At 38.6% G+C, this 16,385-nt stretch carries 17 protein-coding genes; 14 read left to right on the forward strand and 3 right to left on the reverse strand.

Going from position 1 to position 16,385, the window contains the following annotated elements:
• Positions 1 to 67: 67 nt before the first annotated feature.
• The 3 genes from H4J38_RS06305 to H4J38_RS06315 are packed head-to-tail and all read right to left on the reverse strand — an operon-like array spanning position 68 to position 2,422.
• Positions 68 to 652, reverse strand: coding sequence for a peptidylprolyl isomerase (locus tag H4J38_RS06305; protein ID WP_182130620.1), 585 nt, complete (start codon positions 650 to 652; stop codon positions 68 to 70).
• A 31-nt stretch (positions 653 to 683) separates the two neighbouring features.
• On the reverse strand, positions 684 to 1,253 hold the full coding sequence (locus H4J38_RS06310; protein ID WP_182130622.1) for a YajG family lipoprotein: 570 nt from the start codon (positions 1,251 to 1,253) through the stop codon (positions 684 to 686).
• Between the two features lie 29 nt (positions 1,254 to 1,282).
• Positions 1,283 to 2,422: a methyltransferase gene (locus H4J38_RS06315; RefSeq protein WP_182130624.1), complete on the reverse strand. Its 1,140-nt coding sequence runs from the start codon at positions 2,420 to 2,422 to the stop codon at positions 1,283 to 1,285.
• A gap of 138 nt (positions 2,423 to 2,560) precedes the next feature.
• Here H4J38_RS06315 and H4J38_RS06320 point away from each other — a divergent pair, with 138 nt between their 5' ends.
• The 14 genes from H4J38_RS06320 to nqrM all read left to right on the forward strand — a co-directional run bounded on the left by H4J38_RS06320 (position 2,561) and on the right by nqrM (position 16,258).
• Entirely contained in the window at positions 2,561 to 3,136 is a 576-nt protein-coding gene (locus H4J38_RS06320) for an alpha-ketoglutarate-dependent dioxygenase AlkB (RefSeq protein WP_220465456.1), read from the forward strand.
• Between the two features lie 134 nt (positions 3,137 to 3,270).
• Positions 3,271 to 3,594 carry a transcriptional regulator BolA gene (bolA, locus tag H4J38_RS06325; RefSeq protein ID WP_182130626.1) on the forward strand — a complete coding sequence of 108 codons (324 nt, stop codon included), beginning with the start codon at positions 3,271 to 3,273 and terminating at the stop codon, positions 3,592 to 3,594.
• 307 nt (positions 3,595 to 3,901) lie between these two features.
• Positions 3,902 to 4,447 (forward strand): TRAP transporter small permease subunit, encoded by a 546-nt coding sequence (locus H4J38_RS06330; protein ID WP_182130628.1) that lies wholly within the window; start codon positions 3,902 to 3,904, stop codon positions 4,445 to 4,447.
• Positions 4,447 to 5,829, forward strand: coding sequence for a TRAP transporter large permease subunit (locus H4J38_RS06335; RefSeq protein ID WP_182130630.1), 1,383 nt, complete (start codon positions 4,447 to 4,449; stop codon positions 5,827 to 5,829). Before H4J38_RS06330 ends, H4J38_RS06335 begins: the two co-directional genes overlap by 1 nt.
• A 4-nt stretch (positions 5,830 to 5,833) precedes the next feature.
• On the forward strand, positions 5,834 to 6,934 hold the full coding sequence (locus H4J38_RS06340) for a TRAP transporter substrate-binding protein (protein ID WP_259365414.1): 1,101 nt from the start codon (positions 5,834 to 5,836) through the stop codon (positions 6,932 to 6,934).
• A gap of 224 nt (positions 6,935 to 7,158) precedes the next feature.
• A complete protein-coding gene (fabV, locus tag H4J38_RS06345; RefSeq protein WP_182130634.1) occupies positions 7,159 to 8,349 on the forward strand; it encodes an enoyl-ACP reductase FabV in 1,191 nt (396 codons plus the stop codon).
• A gap of 477 nt (positions 8,350 to 8,826) precedes the next feature.
• A complete protein-coding gene (locus H4J38_RS06350; RefSeq protein ID WP_182130636.1) occupies positions 8,827 to 10,164 on the forward strand; it encodes a Na(+)-translocating NADH-quinone reductase subunit A in 1,338 nt (445 codons plus the stop codon).
• Positions 10,165 to 10,166: 2 nt separating this feature from the next.
• Positions 10,167 to 11,384 carry an NADH:ubiquinone reductase (Na(+)-transporting) subunit B gene (locus H4J38_RS06355; protein ID WP_182130638.1) on the forward strand — a complete coding sequence of 406 codons (1,218 nt, stop codon included), beginning with the start codon at positions 10,167 to 10,169 and terminating at the stop codon, positions 11,382 to 11,384.
• Positions 11,377 to 12,153, forward strand: a complete 777-nt coding sequence (locus H4J38_RS06360; protein WP_182130640.1) for a Na(+)-translocating NADH-quinone reductase subunit C — start codon at positions 11,377 to 11,379, stop codon at positions 12,151 to 12,153. Before H4J38_RS06355 ends, H4J38_RS06360 begins: the two co-directional genes overlap by 8 nt.
• Positions 12,153 to 12,776, forward strand: coding sequence for an NADH:ubiquinone reductase (Na(+)-transporting) subunit D (locus H4J38_RS06365; RefSeq protein ID WP_182130642.1), 624 nt, complete (start codon positions 12,153 to 12,155; stop codon positions 12,774 to 12,776). The genes H4J38_RS06360 and H4J38_RS06365 overlap by 1 nt, the downstream gene beginning before the upstream one ends.
• 6 nt (positions 12,777 to 12,782) lie before the next feature.
• Positions 12,783 to 13,406, forward strand: a complete 624-nt coding sequence (gene nqrE, locus H4J38_RS06370) for an NADH:ubiquinone reductase (Na(+)-transporting) subunit E (RefSeq protein WP_182130644.1) — start codon at positions 12,783 to 12,785, stop codon at positions 13,404 to 13,406.
• Between the two features lie 80 nt (positions 13,407 to 13,486).
• Positions 13,487 to 14,713, forward strand: coding sequence for an NADH:ubiquinone reductase (Na(+)-transporting) subunit F (nqrF, locus tag H4J38_RS06375; RefSeq protein ID WP_182130646.1), 1,227 nt, complete (start codon positions 13,487 to 13,489; stop codon positions 14,711 to 14,713).
• Positions 14,714 to 14,877: 164 nt separating this feature from the next.
• Positions 14,878 to 15,921 (forward strand): FAD:protein FMN transferase, encoded by a 1,044-nt coding sequence (locus H4J38_RS06380; RefSeq protein WP_182130648.1) that lies wholly within the window; start codon positions 14,878 to 14,880, stop codon positions 15,919 to 15,921.
• 115 nt (positions 15,922 to 16,036) lie between these two features.
• A complete protein-coding gene (gene nqrM, locus H4J38_RS06385; RefSeq protein WP_182130650.1) occupies positions 16,037 to 16,258 on the forward strand; it encodes a (Na+)-NQR maturation NqrM in 222 nt (73 codons plus the stop codon).
• Positions 16,259 to 16,385: the final 127 nt, after the last annotated feature.

Consider the following 16,385-nt stretch of genomic DNA (forward strand, 5'->3'; position numbering starts at 1 on the left):
GGATGCTAATTTTAAGTGCTTTAAAATTAGGTTTACCCTTAATATTCGATGTATTAAAGTTACAAAGTTATATTGCCGGTAATAAACTAGCCTTGATTAACATGATAGGTTCAATTGGCACATCTTCCCAGCCCATCTCTTCATTATAATCTGTTGCTACTAAGGCCATAGCATCGACGACTTCTTGCCCTTCAACGATGCTACCAAAAACCGCGTAACCCCAACTTCTGCCGGGGTCTAAGCTACTATTGTCTGTAATGTTGAAAAAGAATTGTCTATTCGCAGTATGGGGACGGTTTTCTTTAGCCATGGCAATTGTGCCAATTTCGTTTTTTAAACCATTACCCGATTCATTTATAATGGTTTTATCCACTTTTTTAAGCTCAAAATTTTTGCTATAACCACCGCCTTGGACAATAAAATCAGGCACAATGCGATGAAAAATTGTGTTGTTGTACTCACCCGTAACCACGTAAGTCAAAAAGTTATCGACAGTGAGTGGTGCGCGAACTCTATCAAGCTCAACAATAATAATCCCCATCGAGGTTTCTAATTTAACCTGTGGGAATAAGTTATCAGGGTCAATAGCCAGGTTTTTCGCATTACAGGTGACTGAAAGTAAGAATAATATAATTGAAATAATTTTCATCATGGCGTTCTCTATCTGAATATTAGGACTTAAACTATTGAATGAATTGCTGTAATTCTTCGCTTTGCACTATTTGTGTTAACAACTTTGCCAGTTGTTGGTTAAAATCGCGCTCTAATACCGCAAGATCTGCCTTTAGTGGTCCATTACTTGTGCCGGTTATTTTAAATGCTTTCGTTAAAGTGTTTTTACCATTGTTGATCACAACACGAAAACTCATTTGATTACTGGCGCTGTATTTTAACATTTCTTGTTGAACACTCACTAAAGCGTTGTCGATAATGACATCAACTTGATTGGCTGCTAGTGGTTGAACTGCTAAACCATTTACTTTTAATGCTGAGGTAAGTGACTTTTCAACTGTCTCAACAAGTGGTTGTTGAGGTGAATATAATTGTGCAGCTTCGTCCGTACGTAAAATTTGCACAATATGTGGTGAGGAGCGTAAATCACTAAAACGCAATTGTGCTTGTTTTTGTTGGAAGACATTACTGTTGGAAATATTTAGCTCAGGGCTAACAATAACCTGTTTTATTGGCGAACTACAGGCGAGTAATAACGTTGTAGAACTTAAAAGGATAAACTTTAATATAGTTGATTTCATATAATATTCTTCAGAGTTAAGTGAGTTAATTAACGTTTTATTGCTGAAATAGTGACAAACTTATCATTGCTAGCGATCAGTGTTTCATTGCCAAAAATACGTTTTAATTTTATATGGTAACCGAGCTGACGATTGCCAATAATGCGCAACTCACCGCCTTTTTTCAATACTCGATGACTGTCTTTAAACATCTGCCACGCGATATGATCTGTGGTGGCGGTTTGTTGGTGAAACGGAGGGTTACATAAAACCACATCAACACTGCCACCTTCAACGCTGGTTAAACAATCATTTACTTGAAATTGGCATTGCTCAAGGGCTGATGGTAAGTTTTCAGTCATATTTAGCCTTGCTGATTCAATGGCCATGTATGATTCATCAATGAAATGCACCTGCGCTTCAGGCTGTTTTGATAATACATGTAAGCCAATAACTCCATTACCGCAACCGAGATCGATCACCTGAGTGTTAGCAGCAATAACGGGTAAATTTTCCATAAAATAACGCGCACCAATATCTAGTTTTTCTCTGGCATAGACATTGGCGTGATTATGCAAAGTAAAGTCGGTGTTTTCCAAAGGCCATGAAGTTAGAACGTCAGCCGTTGTAGCTTTTTCATTATTAAGTTCGCAAAATACTAGTCGTGCTTTTTTTACTGCTAATGACGTTTTTGTGGTGCCTAAGTAGTTCTCAAATAACTTTAGTGTTGAGCTGTGAATTTCTTTGGCGCGATCACTGGCAATAAAAATAACATCTTTATTAAGTTGCTGTTTTATTTTACTGAGTTGCTGACAGAGTAAGCTTTTGCCTTTTGGAATTTTATATAGCACGATATTAATATCACTCGGCAAATCATCAAGACTGCTAAGTAAAGTGATGTTTTCGTTTGATAAACCATTCTGCTCTATATTAAGTTCAATACCTTGGTGACTTAAAAAAGAGTCATTAACACAATACAATTGATGACCAGTTAAGTTACAAGCTATAGCGCCAAAGTTATCGTTGAAAATAAGGATTTTTTGTTTTGAGTCACTTAAAGACTCTTGCTCTAAATAACTAATAATATATTCATCAGCTGCATCCCATGCCTGCAAGCTTCTGTTAACTTGTCCAGTTGGAAAACGATCGAGAAAAAGATTTTTGTCGTTAATAATAAAAGGGCTGATCATGGCGATAAATACTTGGTTGGCGTAGCGGATATTGTGACAAAATTTATCTCCTCGAGCTAGTTAATTACATAATTTATCGAGATAATAGCTTTAACTAAGGCAAACTCAACTTTATAGCGCGATAAGGAGGCTATTCGTTTGAAAATAAACTGTTCAGATGCCGATATTGAATATATCGAAAACTTTTACTCTTCAGATGAAGCCCGAGTGCTTTTTAAAGAATTAGGGCAAAACTTAGCCTGGCGACATGATGATATTAAATTGTTTGGTAAGGTGATGAAAATACCAAGACTACAGGCTTGGTATGGTGACAATAACCTGAGTTATCGCTATTCAAATATGACATTGACAGCTGAGCCCTGGGCGGCAAGTTTACGGGCACTAAAAGCGAAAGTTAGCGATTATTGTCAGCATGACTTTAACGCGGTTTTAGCAAATTTATATCGTAACCAACAAGATAGTGTGGGCTGGCACAGTGATGATGAGCCTGAACTAGGTGAAATGCCGACGATTGCGTCGTTATCTTTTGGCGCAGAGCGTGAGTTTCAGCTTAAACACATAGTGACTAAAGAAAAAATAACTATCTCTCTTGCGGCTGGTAGCTTACTGATTATGAAAGGGGAAACACAAGATTGTTGGCAACACTGTTTACCAAAAAGAACAAAGGCAATATCACCACGTATAAACCTTACCTTCAGAAAAATATGCCTTTAAAGCTATTTTAGTGATTTTTAGAAAATAATAATATTAAAAATAACGCTGTCAGCCATCTAGATAGATGGCATAATTATCAGTAACGACTAAAATTAAAAGTGATCCATTAGCCGGTCAACCTTAGGGAAATTATTATGACAATCGAAGCTGTTATCGAATCAAAACTACTTTCTGCTTTCTCACCTATTCATCTCGATGTTATAAATGAAAGTCATCAACATAACGTTGCCCCGGGCAGCGAGTCGCACTTTAAAGTTATTATTGTTTCAGAAGAGTTTGAAGGTGAACGTTTGATTAAACGTCATCGTGCGATTAATTCATTATTAGCGGAAGAGCTAGCAGAAAAAATTCATGCATTAGCTTTACATACTTATACCGAAAAGGAGTGGAACAACTATTATGCTGATAACACACCTTTATCACCTAAGTGCTTAGGTGGTGGCAAAAAAACAGGATAAATTATCCATGTATCTCTAGTCAGTATTTAGTTATTATATTTTGCACCGTTAATGTAATGTTAGCGGTGTTTTTATGTACAGGATGTACGGTCAGTTTTTTTGTTCCAGACAAAAACTAAGTACCACATCCATGTCCGCAATGTTGCGTCACATGAGCACTCTTAGTTAGTAGTCCATTTAAGAAAATAGCACATAATATTAATGTGTCTTTAAATCTTAGCGTCCATGAGCGAATATTTACACTAGGTGGTATTACTTAATTTTTGGCAATTAATTTTCAAATAATAATAAAAATAGATGGAAAACTATGTTGTTAACACTCGCAAATAAATTTGTTCAAACCATAGATATGATAACCGAATTACTGGGTAAAGCGGTTGCTTGGTTGACGCTGTTAATGGTTTTGCTGACCTTTAGTATTGTTGTACTTAGATACGGTTTTAATCTTGGTTGGATCGGCATGCAAGAATCAGTGCTTTACTTTCATGGTCTTGTTTTCATGTTAGGTGCTGCTTACACCTTAAAACATGACGGCCACGTCCGCGTTGATATTTTTTATCAAAAATACTCTCATAAACAAAAAGCCTTACTGAATTTATTTGGCAGCATTATGCTGTTATTACCGGTTTGTATTTTTATATTTTTTATCAGTGTTAATTACGTAATGTCGTCATGGCAAATCATGGAAAGTTCGCCAGAAGCCGGTGGATTACCTTTAGTTTACCTAAACAAATCATTAATTCTTTTATTGGCTATAACGCTTTCTTTACAAGGGCTAGCTGAAATAACGCGAAATTTATTGATACTATTTCAAGACTTACCTAATACCAAAAATACAGCAGGGGCAAAATAATGGAATATCTAGCCTTATTGATGTTTGTTGCTGTGTGTGGCGTATTATTGCTGGGCTACCCTGTTGCCTTATCACTTGCTGGTACTGCCTTATTATTTGCCGGTATAGGGATCAGTTTTGAACTTTTCGAAAGTTCTTTTTTATATGCTCTACCGAATCGACTTTATGGTGTGCTCAACAATCAAACCCTATTAGCCGTGCCGCTGTTTGTTTTTATGGGCGCTATGCTAGAACGCTCAAAAGTAGCTGAAAATTTACTCAACGCCATGGCATTGTTGTTTGGCCGATTTAATGCGGGCTTAGCTATTTCTGTGACCTTAGTCGGTATGTTGTTAGCGGCGAGTACTGGCATTGTTGGCGCAACGGTTGTCACTATGGGCTTATTGTCTTTACCTACGATGTTAAAGCGCGGATATAGCCCTGCATTTTCCTCCGGTATTATTTGTGCAACCGGAACGCTTGGGCAAATAATACCGCCTTCAATTGCTTTGGTGTTACTCGGTGATGTTTTATCTAGTGCTTACCAAAAAGCTCAGTTAAGCATGGGTATTTTTAGCCCTAAAACCGTTTCAGTGGGCGATTTATTCGCAGGTGCGGTTATTCCTGGTTTGATGTTAGTCATATTTTACATTTTGTATTGTATTGCTGTGGCGGTATTTAAACCTGATGCCATCCCTAAACGAGCGCCTGAGGATCAAGCTGACGAGCAAAGTTCGCTTACTATTGTGTTATTTATTTCAGCTTTATTGCCGCCATTGTTATTAATGTTTGCGGTACTGGGTTCAATATTATTAGGTTTTGCTACACCAACAGAAGCTGCTGGCGTTGGCGCTATGGGGGCCTTGTTATTAGCGTTATGGAAAGGACAATTATCGAAAGATAATTTAACCTCAGTAATGCAAACTACGGTTAAAATCACCTCAATGGTGTTTCTCATTTTGATCGGAGCAAGTCTATTTTCGCTAGTTTTTAGAGGTTTTGGCGGTGAAGAGTTAGTGCATGGGTTATTTCAGCAAATGCCGGGTGGGGTGGTTGGCGCTACATTAATTGTTATGTTGGTTATTTTTCTACTTGGCTTTATATTAGACTTTATAGAAATTACTTTTGTTGTAGTGCCAATTGTTGCGCCGGTATTAATGGCTATGGGTTTAGACCCTATTTGGTTGGGGATTATGATCGCCGTTAACTTACAAACATCGTTTTTAACACCGCCATTTGGTTTTGCGCTATTTTATTTACGCGGTGTGGCAGACAAGTCAGTAACCACCGCCGACATTTATAAAGGCGTTATTCCTTTCATTATTATACAGTTAATATTACTGTGTGCTTTAGCTTACTGGCCAAGTTTAGTGACTTGGCTACCCAACGTAATATATGGATAAAATTATGACTAGAAACTTTACTCGTTCGTCGATTTTAATGCTCATGGCTTTATTTACCTTGGCAGCGTGTGGCGATAAACAAAACATGGCTAAAACTGAAAAAGTTGAACAGCCACAAGAAAAATTTACTTGGAAACTCGTGACGTCTTGGCCAAAAAACTTCCCTGGTTTAGGTATGGCACCAGAGAAATTTGCGAACTACGTTAACGCGATGAGTAATGGTCGATTAACGGTGAAAGTTTATGGTGCAGGTGAATTAGTACCGGGTTTTGAAGTTTTTGATGCCGTATCGCAAGGTACGGTTGAAATGGGGCATAGTGGCTCGTATTACTGGAAAGGAAAAATACCAGCATCACCTATTTTTAGTGCTATTCCATTTGGTATGACAGCAACAGAATTCAACGCTTGGTTACATTACGGTGGTGGTATTGAACTTTGGCAAGAACTTTATAAGCCTTTTGGTATTAAACCAATGCCGGGTGGTAACTCTGGAGCTCAATTTGGCGGTTGGTTTAAAAAAGAAATTAATTCCGTTGCCGATCTACAAGGTTTGAAAATGCGTATTCCTGGGCTTGCAGGTGAAGTGCTTAAAAATGCGGGCGCCATTCCGGTAACATTGACCGGTGGTGAAATTTTTTCGGCATTACAAAGTGGTGCTATTGACGCGACAGAGTGGGTGGGTCCATATAATGACTTAGCTTTTGGTTTTTATCAGGCAGCAGATTACTACTATTCTTCGGTATGGCATGAGCCAGGCACCGGCTTAGAATTTTTAGTGAACCAAAAAGCTTTTGATGCTTTACCTGCTGATTTGCAAAGCATTGTTGAAGTGGCGGCGAATGCGGCGAACGAGTCTACACTAGCAGAATACAATGCCCGCAATAATACGGCCTTAAAAACCTTAGTAGAAGAGCACAATGTGCAATTACGTCAATTCCCTGCTGAAGTAATGCAAGCACTTAAACATCACACCGATGCTTTGATTATAGAACAAGTTAAAGCCGATAAAGACTTTGCCCGAATATGGCAGTCGTATAGTGAGTTTTTAGCGTCTATGCGTGAGTATAATAAGTTAACATTGCAGGCTTATTACGAAAATCGCTGATTTTTTTATAAATAATGCCGAATATTGCTACTGGTCACACCTCATGAAAGGCCAAGCCAGAGTAAACTAGTCGGCAAATTGCTTTTAGATAGTATATTAAGCTTAGTTGATTTTAATTAAGCATTTTTCAAACTCAAATTGTTGCTTTGAATAATCCCGTATTACGATACCAGTTTGTGTGGTATGTCAGCGGAATTTTGAAGTTACATTAAGAAGGTATAGTTATGGTTATTAAACCAAAAATTCGTGGTTTTATTTGTACAAATGCTCACCCTGCCGGTTGTGCAGCGCATGTTAATGAGCAAATTGCTTATGTGAAAAGTCAGCCTCAAGCCGATGCTAAACCTAAAAACGTATTAGTTATTGGTGCATCAACCGGTTACGGTTTGGCTTCTCGAATTACTGCTGCTTTTGGTAACGATGCTAAAACATTAGGTATTTTCTTTGAAAAACCACCCACAGAAAGAAAAACTGCATCAGCGGGTTGGTATAACACAGCTGCCTTTCAAACAGCTGCAGACGAAGCGGGTCTATGGTCAAAAAATATTAATGGCGATGCGTTTTCACATGAAATTAAAGCAAAAGCTATTGAAACTATAAAAGCAGAATTAGGTGAAATTGACCTAATTGTTTACAGCTTAGCTTCGCCACGTCGTACTGATCCTGATAGCGGCGAAGTTTATTCATCAGCACTTAAACCTATTGGTAAAAGTGTTACCACGAAAAACTTAAACACCTCGAAACGTATTATTGATTCAGTGTCAGTTGATGCTGCATCAGAAGAAGAAATTCAAGGTACTATCGATGTGATGGGCGGAGCTGATTGGGAGCTTTGGATTAAAGCACTTGGCGATGCTGGTGTGTTGGCCAAGGGTTTTAAAACCGTTGCTTATACCTATATTGGTAAAGAATTGACTTGGCCAATATACGGACATGCCACTATTGGTCGTGCAAAAGAAGATTTAGATCGCGCGTCAACGGCAATAAAAGCAACAACCGCTAATATTAAAGGCGAAGCTTATGTTACGTCACTTAATGCTGTGGTAACACAAGCCAGTTCAGCGATTCCTATTATGCCATTATATATTTCAGCGATGTTTAAAGTGATGAAAGCTGATGGCACGTATGAAGGTTGTATCGAGCAAATTCAAGGTTTATTTAGAGAGAACATTTACGGTAAAAACCCTACTATTGATGACGCTGGCCGCTTACGTCAAAATAATAAAGAGCTTGAAGATAGTGTTCAACAACGTGTTACCGATATTTGGAATACCGTTGATAGTGATACCATTGATGAGTTAACTGATTACGTTGGTTATCATCAAGAGTTTTTGAAATTATTCGGTTTTGATGTTGCGGGTGTTGATTATGAGACAGACGTTAGTCCTGAATTAGCCATCAATAACTTACTATAAATTAGCCGCTGTTAATGAATTAGATGATCATAGCGAGTAGAAAAAGCCGACAATTAGTCGGTTTTTTTATGTCAAAATTTCTTGTGAATAACGAATTTTTATAGCTTTGTAGCTTAGTATGAGTAGTTAAAAGTTAGCTTTTATTTAACTTTTTTCGTCGAAGTTTTTCGCTAAAAAAGAATGTTTTGTTCTATATTTGCGCGAATTATAGATTTTTCGACTAAATTGTTATTTATTGTGGCGCTTAATATAGAATCAAAATGTGGTTTTGTGCTAGAATCGCGCCAGAAATTTTAACTAGAGCCAGTGAACCTTAATTTATCAAAAGTAAATTAGGATTTTGCTGAAATACACTGAAATCGGTCATTTATGTTAGTTGGTTGCTTTACTTATTGCTGTACATTGCAATAGATAAACTCAATTAAATAGCTTGATAATTGATTTTGATTACTCCCATCAAAAGTAGTGCAAGTGTTTATGATTACAATAAAAAAAGGTCTGGATGTTCCTGTAGTAGGTGCACCCCAGCAGGTAATCCATGATGGTCCGTCCATCAAAACTGTTGCAACATTAGGTGAAGAGTTTGTGGGTATGCGCCCAACCATGTTTGTTAAGGTTGGAGATAGCGTTAAAAAAGGTCAGGCACTTTTTGAAGATAAAAAGAATCCTGGCGTTAAATTCACAGCTCAAGCTTCAGGTGTTGTTAAGGAAATCAATCGTGGCGAAAAGCGCGTATTGCAATCGGTTGTCATCGAAATTGGTGGTGACGAGCAAGAAACGTTTACTAGCTATGCTGCTAACGAACTCAGCTCAATTGCGCGCGAAGATGTTGTTGCAAACTTAGTTAACTCAGGTTTGTGGACGGCATTACGTACGCGTCCATTTAGTAAAGTTCCTGCTGTAGATGCTACGCCTGTTGCGATATTTGTTAGCGCTATGGATACTAATCCGCTCGCCGCAGATCCTGCAATAATTATTGCTGAGCAAAGTGAAGCCTTTGTAAATGGCTTAACTGTTCTTGCTCGTTTAACTGACGGTGAAGTTTTTGTTAGTAAAGCACCTGGCAGCGATATTGCGGTTAATTCATCTACTAAAGTAAATGAATTTGCGGGTAAGCATCCTGCTGGCTTAGTTGGCACTCATATGCATTTTTTGAAGCCTGTTAATGCTGATAATGTTGCATGGCATGCGGGCTATCAAGATGTAATTGCGATTGGTAACTTGTTTACTTCTGGTGAGTTAGACAGCCGTCGTGTTATTTCTTTAGCTGGTCCTGCTGCAAAGAACCCGCGCTTAGTTCGTACCTTTTTAGGTGCTAGCGTGGCAGAAATTACTGCAGATGAAAAACTTGATGGAGAGTTACGTGTTGTTTCCGGCTCTTTACTATTAGGCTCAGTTGCTTCAGGTGTTAAGGGTTACTTAGGTCGTTATCACACGCAAATTTCTCTGATCTGTGAAGGCAGAGAGAAAGAGTTTATTGGCTATATGTATCCTGGTCCTAATAAGTTCTCGGTAACGCGTGCGTACATGGGGCACTTCTTCTCTAAGAAGCGGTTCAACATGACCACAACAACTAATGGTAGCGCTCGTGCTATGGTGCCAATTGGTAACTTCGAACGTGTTATGCCGTTAGATATTTTACCAACAATGTTATTGCGTGATTTATGTGCCGGTGATACCGACAGTGCTCAACAATTGGGTGCCTTAGAGCTTGATGAAGAAGATTTAGCCTTGTGTACGTTTGTTTGCCCTGGCAAAACAGATTACGGCGTGATCCTTCGTGATTGCCTAACCACAATTGAGAAGGAAGGTTAGTCATGGGCTTGAAAAAGTTTATTGAAGATATCGAACCGCAATTTGAAAAAGGCGGTAAATTTGAAACTTGGTATGCGCTTTACGAAGCAGTAGCAACGGGGTTATTTACTCCAGGCCAAGTGAACAAAGGTCATACTCACGTTCGTGACAGTATTGATCTTAAACGTATCATGATCACAGTATGGCTAGCGGTTTTCCCTGCCATGTTCTGGGGTATGTACAACATAGGTTTTCAAGCAACTGACGCAATAGCGGCTGGTTATGCTTTACCTGATACGTGGCAAGTAGGTTTGTTTGAAATGTTGGGCGGTAGCTTATCACCTGAATCTGGTTGGTTCAGCATGATGCTTTACGGCGCTATGTTCTTTTTACCTATCTATGCAACGGTATTTGTTGTCGGTGGTTTTTGGGAAGTATTGTTTGCCTCAGTGCGCAAGCATGAAGTTAACGAAGGTTTCTTTGTTAGTTCAATTCTTTTCGCGTTAATCCTGCCTGCAACTATTCCGTTATGGCAAGCTGCTATCGGTATTACCTTTGGTATTGTTATTGCCAAAGAAGTATTTGGTGGTACAGGTAAAAACTTTTTAAACCCTGCGTTAGCAGGTCGTGCGTTTTTATTCTTTGCTTATCCAACTGAAATCTCTGGTGATGCTGTTTGGGTTGCCGTAGATGGTTTTTCAGGTGCAACAGTATTAAGTGCCGCAAACCAAGGCCTTGTAGATTTTTCTATTAATGGTTTAGCTATGAGCGAAGCTTGGTGGAATGCATTCTGGGGTTATATTCCAGGTTCTGTTGGTGAAGTTTCAACGGCGATGATTCTACTTGGTGGTGCTTATATCCTTTATAAAGGTATTGCTTCATGGCGTATCGTTTTAGGTGTGTTTGCCGGTATGGTTATTACGGCCATGCTATTTAATGCTATCGGTAGTGACACTAATGCAATGTTCGCTATGCCTTGGTATTGGCACTTAGTTACCGGTGGTTTTGCCTTTGGTATGATGTTTATGGCAACAGACCCAGTGTCGGCGTCATTTACTAATACGGGTAAATATTGGTTTGGTGCGTTAGTTGGTATCATGGTGGTATTGGTTCGTGTAGTTAACCCTGCATTCCCAGAAGGTATGATGTTAGCTATTTTATTCGCTAACTTGTTTGCACCTCTTTTCGACTATTTTGTTGTTCAAGGGAATATCAAACGGAGGCTTGCTCGCAATGTCTGATACTAAAAAGAAAGAAACTTTCGGCAGAACAGTCGGGTTTGTATTTGTTATTTGTTTAGTTTGTGCTGCCTTAGTCTCTATTTCGGCAGTAGGTTTAAAGCCATTACAAACGGCGAATAAGTTGCTGGATAAGCAAACTAAAATTCTTGAAACTGCCGGTCTTTTAGAACTTGCAGGTGACGATATTGTTGCTACCTATGAAAAGTTTGTAGATGCAAAAATGATTGACTTAGCAACAGGTAAAGTTGTTGAAGGTGATGTGAAAACATTTGAAGAACGTGCTGATGCTCGTGATGTAGCTAAAAGCTCCAAACCTGAAAATGATATCGCTGGTCTAAATCGTCGCGCTGATAAAGCTGTGGTTTATTTAGTTAAAGATGAACAAGGTAAGGTAACAACAATAGTATTACCTATTGTAGGCTCTGGGCTTTGGGATCTTATGTATGGTTTTATCGGCTTAGAATCTGACCTAAATACCGTAAAAAGCGTTATATATTCTGACTTAAAAGAAACTCCAGGTTTAGGTGCTGAAGTGCTTAACCCGAAATGGAAAGCTTTGTGGCCAGGTAAGAAAATGTTTGACGAGCAAGGCAATATAGCGATTGAAATTGTTAAAGGTGGCGCTAAAGCGGGTAATGTTCATGGTGTAGATGCTTTATCTGGTGCGACATTAACCAGTAATGGTGTTGAGCGAACATTGCACTTTTGGTTAGGTGAAGAAGGCTATGGCCCATTTATTACTAACTATCGTGCTGGAGGATTAAACTAATGGCTACTGATACTAAAAAGGTTCTATTTGGACCTGTTATTGATAATAACCCGATTGCCTTGCAAGTACTTGGTGTGTGTTCTGCGCTGGCAGTTACAAGCTCACTTGCCAATGCCTTGGTTATGACCGTTGCGGTAATGCTAGTAACAGGTTTTTCGAATTTGTTTATTTCACTTATTCGTAATCAAATACCATCGAGTGTGCGTATTATTGTACAAATGGTAATTATTGCCTCATTGGTAATTTTAGTTGACCAAGTGTTAAAAGCGTTTTCTTATCAACTATCAAAAGAACTGTCAGTATTTATTGGACTGATTATTACCAACTGTATTGTTATGGGCCGTGCTGAAGCTTTCGCGATGAAAGAAAAACCCGGTGTAAGCTTTTTAGATGGTATTGGCAATGGTTTAGGCTATGGCGCTGTGTTGATGGTTGTTGCTTTTTTCCGTGAACTATTTGGTTTTGGTACATTATTTGGTTTTGAAGTTTTTACTTTGACTCAAAATGGTGGTTGGTATCAAGGTAATGGCTTACTCGTTTTACCATTTAGCTCATTCTTCATTATCGGTTTAATCATCTGGGCAATTCGCCAGTACAAACCAGAACAAGTAGAGAAGGACTAAGCTGTCATGGAACATTATTTAAGTTTATTTGTTAAGACCATATTTATTGAAAATTTGGCATTAACCTTTTTCCTTGGCATGTGTACTTTTTTAGCAGTTTCTAAAAAAGTTAGCACGGCGATAGGTCTAGGTGTTGCCGTTGTTGTGGTATTAGGTATTGCGGTGCCTGTTAACCAAATTATCTATCAAGCGATTTTAGCGCCAGGTGCGTTAGATGGTTTAATGGGTGTTACCGAAGCGAAAGACTCTATTGATTTAAGCTTCTTGTCATTCATTACCTTTATTGGTGTGATTGCAGCATTAGTACAAATTCTTGAAATGGTTTTAGATAAATACTTTCCTGCGCTATACCAAGCGCTTGGTATTTTCCTACCCTTGATCACAGTTAACTGTGCCATCTTCGGTGGCGTTTCATTTATGGTCGCGAAAAACCTTACCTTAGGCGAAAGTGTTGTTTACGGCATTGGCTCTGGTATTGGTTGGATGTTAGCAATCGTATTGATGGCGGGTATTCGTGAAAAGATGAAATACTCAGATGTACCTGATGGCTTAAAAGGCTTAGGTATAACGTTTATTACTGCAGGATTGATGGCATTTGGCTTTCTTTCTTTCGGTGGTATTTCACTTTAGGTTTATGTCGGTTTTAGCGAGTGTTACTCTCGAGTAATTTACCCAGCTAAAACCCTTAGAGAAGATTAAAGGAAAAGTCGATGGAAATTATTGTTCTCGGCGTATCGATGTTTACCGTGATAGTACTTTTATTAGTGATGGTGATATTACTCGCCAAATCTAAGTTAGTGTCTTCAGGTGACGTTACGATTAGCATAAATGGCGATCCAGAAAAAGCAGTAACAACTGCTGCTGGTGGTAAGCTTTTAGGCGCATTGGCTGACCAAGGTATTTTTATACCTTCAGCTTGTGGTGGCGGTGGTACTTGTGGCCAATGTCGTGTCGAAATACATTCAGGTGGTGGTGATATACTTCCGACTGAATCAGGTCATATTAATAAGCGTGAAGCGAAAGAAGGTTGTCGTTTAGCCTGTCAAGTGGCAGTTAAACAAGACATGGATATTGTACTTGAAGATGAAATCTTCGGAGTTCAACAATGGGAATGTGAAGTTATCTCTAACGATAACAAAGCAACCTTCATTAAAGAACTTAAGTTACAAATTCCAAATGGCGAATCTGTACCTTTCCGTGCGGGTGGTTATATTCAAATTGAAGCTCCTGCTCACCATGTTAAATACAGCGATTTTGATATCGATGATCAATACAAAGGTGACTGGAATCATTTTGGTTTCTTCGATGTAGAATCAAAAGTGGATACTGCCACATTACGTGCATATTCAATGGCGAACTACCCTGAAGAAGAAGGCATTATTATGCTGAACGTGCGTATTGCTACGCCGCCTCCAGGACGTTTACATTTACCAGCAGGTAAAATGTCATCTTATATCTTCAGCTTAAAAGCGGGTGATAAAGTGACTATTTCAGGTCCATTTGGTGAGTTCTTCGCAAAAGAATCTGACAATGAAATGGTCTTTATTGGTGGTGGTGCGGGTATGGCGCCAATGCGTTCACACATATTCGATCAACTTAAACGTCTTAATTCAAAGCGTAAAATGTCGTTTTGGTATGGTGCTCGTTCTAAACGTGAAATGTTCTATGAAGATGATTATAACGGCCTTGCGGCTGACAATGACAACTTCGAATGGCATGTTGCGTTATCAGATCCACAACCAGAAGATAACTGGGATGGCATGACAGGTTTTATTCATAATGTACTGCATGAAAACTACTTGAAAGATCATGAAGCACCAGAAGATTGTGAGTACTACATGTGTGGTCCTCCAATGATGAATGCTGCAGTTATTCATATGTTGAAAGATCTAGGTGTTGAAGATGAAAACATCATGTTAGATGATTTCGGTGGCTAATTAAGCTCGCGAACTCATGAAATGAAGAGGCGGCCCTAGGTCGCCTTTTTAATATCTGTTTTTTCAACGTTTACTACTTAAGAGTTTATTTAGCTAAATCATATTGTTTTGAATTTTATAAAACAGTTGTTTTAGTTAAATAAAATTTTATTAAGGATATTGTTATGTCAGCTAGTGTTAACTTCTTTAAGTTCAAACCAACCATTAAGTTGCTTTTACTAACCATCATAGTGGTAATAGTTAGTGGTTGTTTTCCCAGCAAGGATCTCGGTCGGCAAGAGTATTTGGTGCAAGGCAATACTATGGGAACTACTTATAACATTAAAGTGGTTGGGGAGAATATCGATACAGTTAAACTACAACAAGGTATTGATAAAAAACTGAAACAATTGAATCAAGAAATGTCGACTTACATTGGCGACTCCGAACTATCTGCATTCAATAAATCGACCTCACTTTCGGTTGTTACAACATCGCCAGGTTTAGCTAGGGTTCTCAATGAGGCTATTCGTTTAGGAAAGTTAAGTAATGGGGCACTTGATGTAACCGTAGGGCCGTTGGTTAATTTATGGGGTTTTGGCCCTGAATATCGTCCTGAAACTGTGCCAAGTGATGAATTACTAGCGGCGACTAAAGCGCGAGTGGGTTTAGACAAATTAGCTTTTAAAAATGGTATGTTGAGCAAAAGTATTCCAGATCTTTATGTTGATTTATCGACCATTGCCAAAGGTTATGGCGTTGATTTAATTGCTGAGTTTATAGAGGATAAGGGCATCAATAACTACCTAGTTGAAATTGGTGGCGAGATGCGTCTCAAAGGCTTTAAACATACCGGTGAGCTTTGGCATGTTGCGATTGAAAAACCCTTAAGTAATGAACGTGCTGTGCATCAAATTATTGTACCAAAAGATAACGCTGTCGCGACTTCGGGTGACTATCGCATTTATTTTGAGGCTAACGGCCAACGATTTTCGCATATTATAGACCCAAAAACTGGCAAGCCAATTAACCATAAACTGGTCTCTGTTACTGTCATTCATCCTTCTTCAATGACCGCTGACGGTTTATCTACCGCTATGATGGTAATGGGCGAAGAAAAAGCATTAGCGTTTGCTGAAGCTAATGATCTTGCGGTGTACATAATTGCTAAAACTGATCATGGCTTTGTTGAGCAAAGCACGGTAAAATTCATGCAGTACCTCAAGTAGGTTTGCATTCTTTACATAAGCTATTTTAAAATTGTTTTAAGTTATTGAAAGCTGATTTTTAATCAAACTTTTATAATTAAATATTGAAATATTATCAAATAGGTAGGCAGTCATTATGGCTATATTTTTAATCACCTTAGGCTTTTTTCTCGTTATTGTTATGGCAATGGCCGTAGGTTATATTTTTCAAAGAAAAACCCTTGCTGGTAGCTGTGGTGGTTTAGCTAACGTTGGTATCGACAAGTCATGCAATTGTGATAATCCATGTGAAAAACGTCAAGAACGTGACCGGGTAGCAGCGTTACAAATTGGCGATATTAGCGTAAAAAACATTTAAGCTGTTTATATAAAATAGATCTGGCGATTATAAGATTACTGTCAGCATGGTTCTAATAATGAAAAGGTGAGCTGAGCTCACCTTTTTTTATTGTGAAATTTAATGATTTAAATGCTGATTGCGGTTA

Source organism: Colwellia sp. BRX10-3 (assembly GCF_014077505.1).
Taxonomy (GTDB): Bacteria; Pseudomonadota; Gammaproteobacteria; order Enterobacterales; family Alteromonadaceae; genus Cognaticolwellia.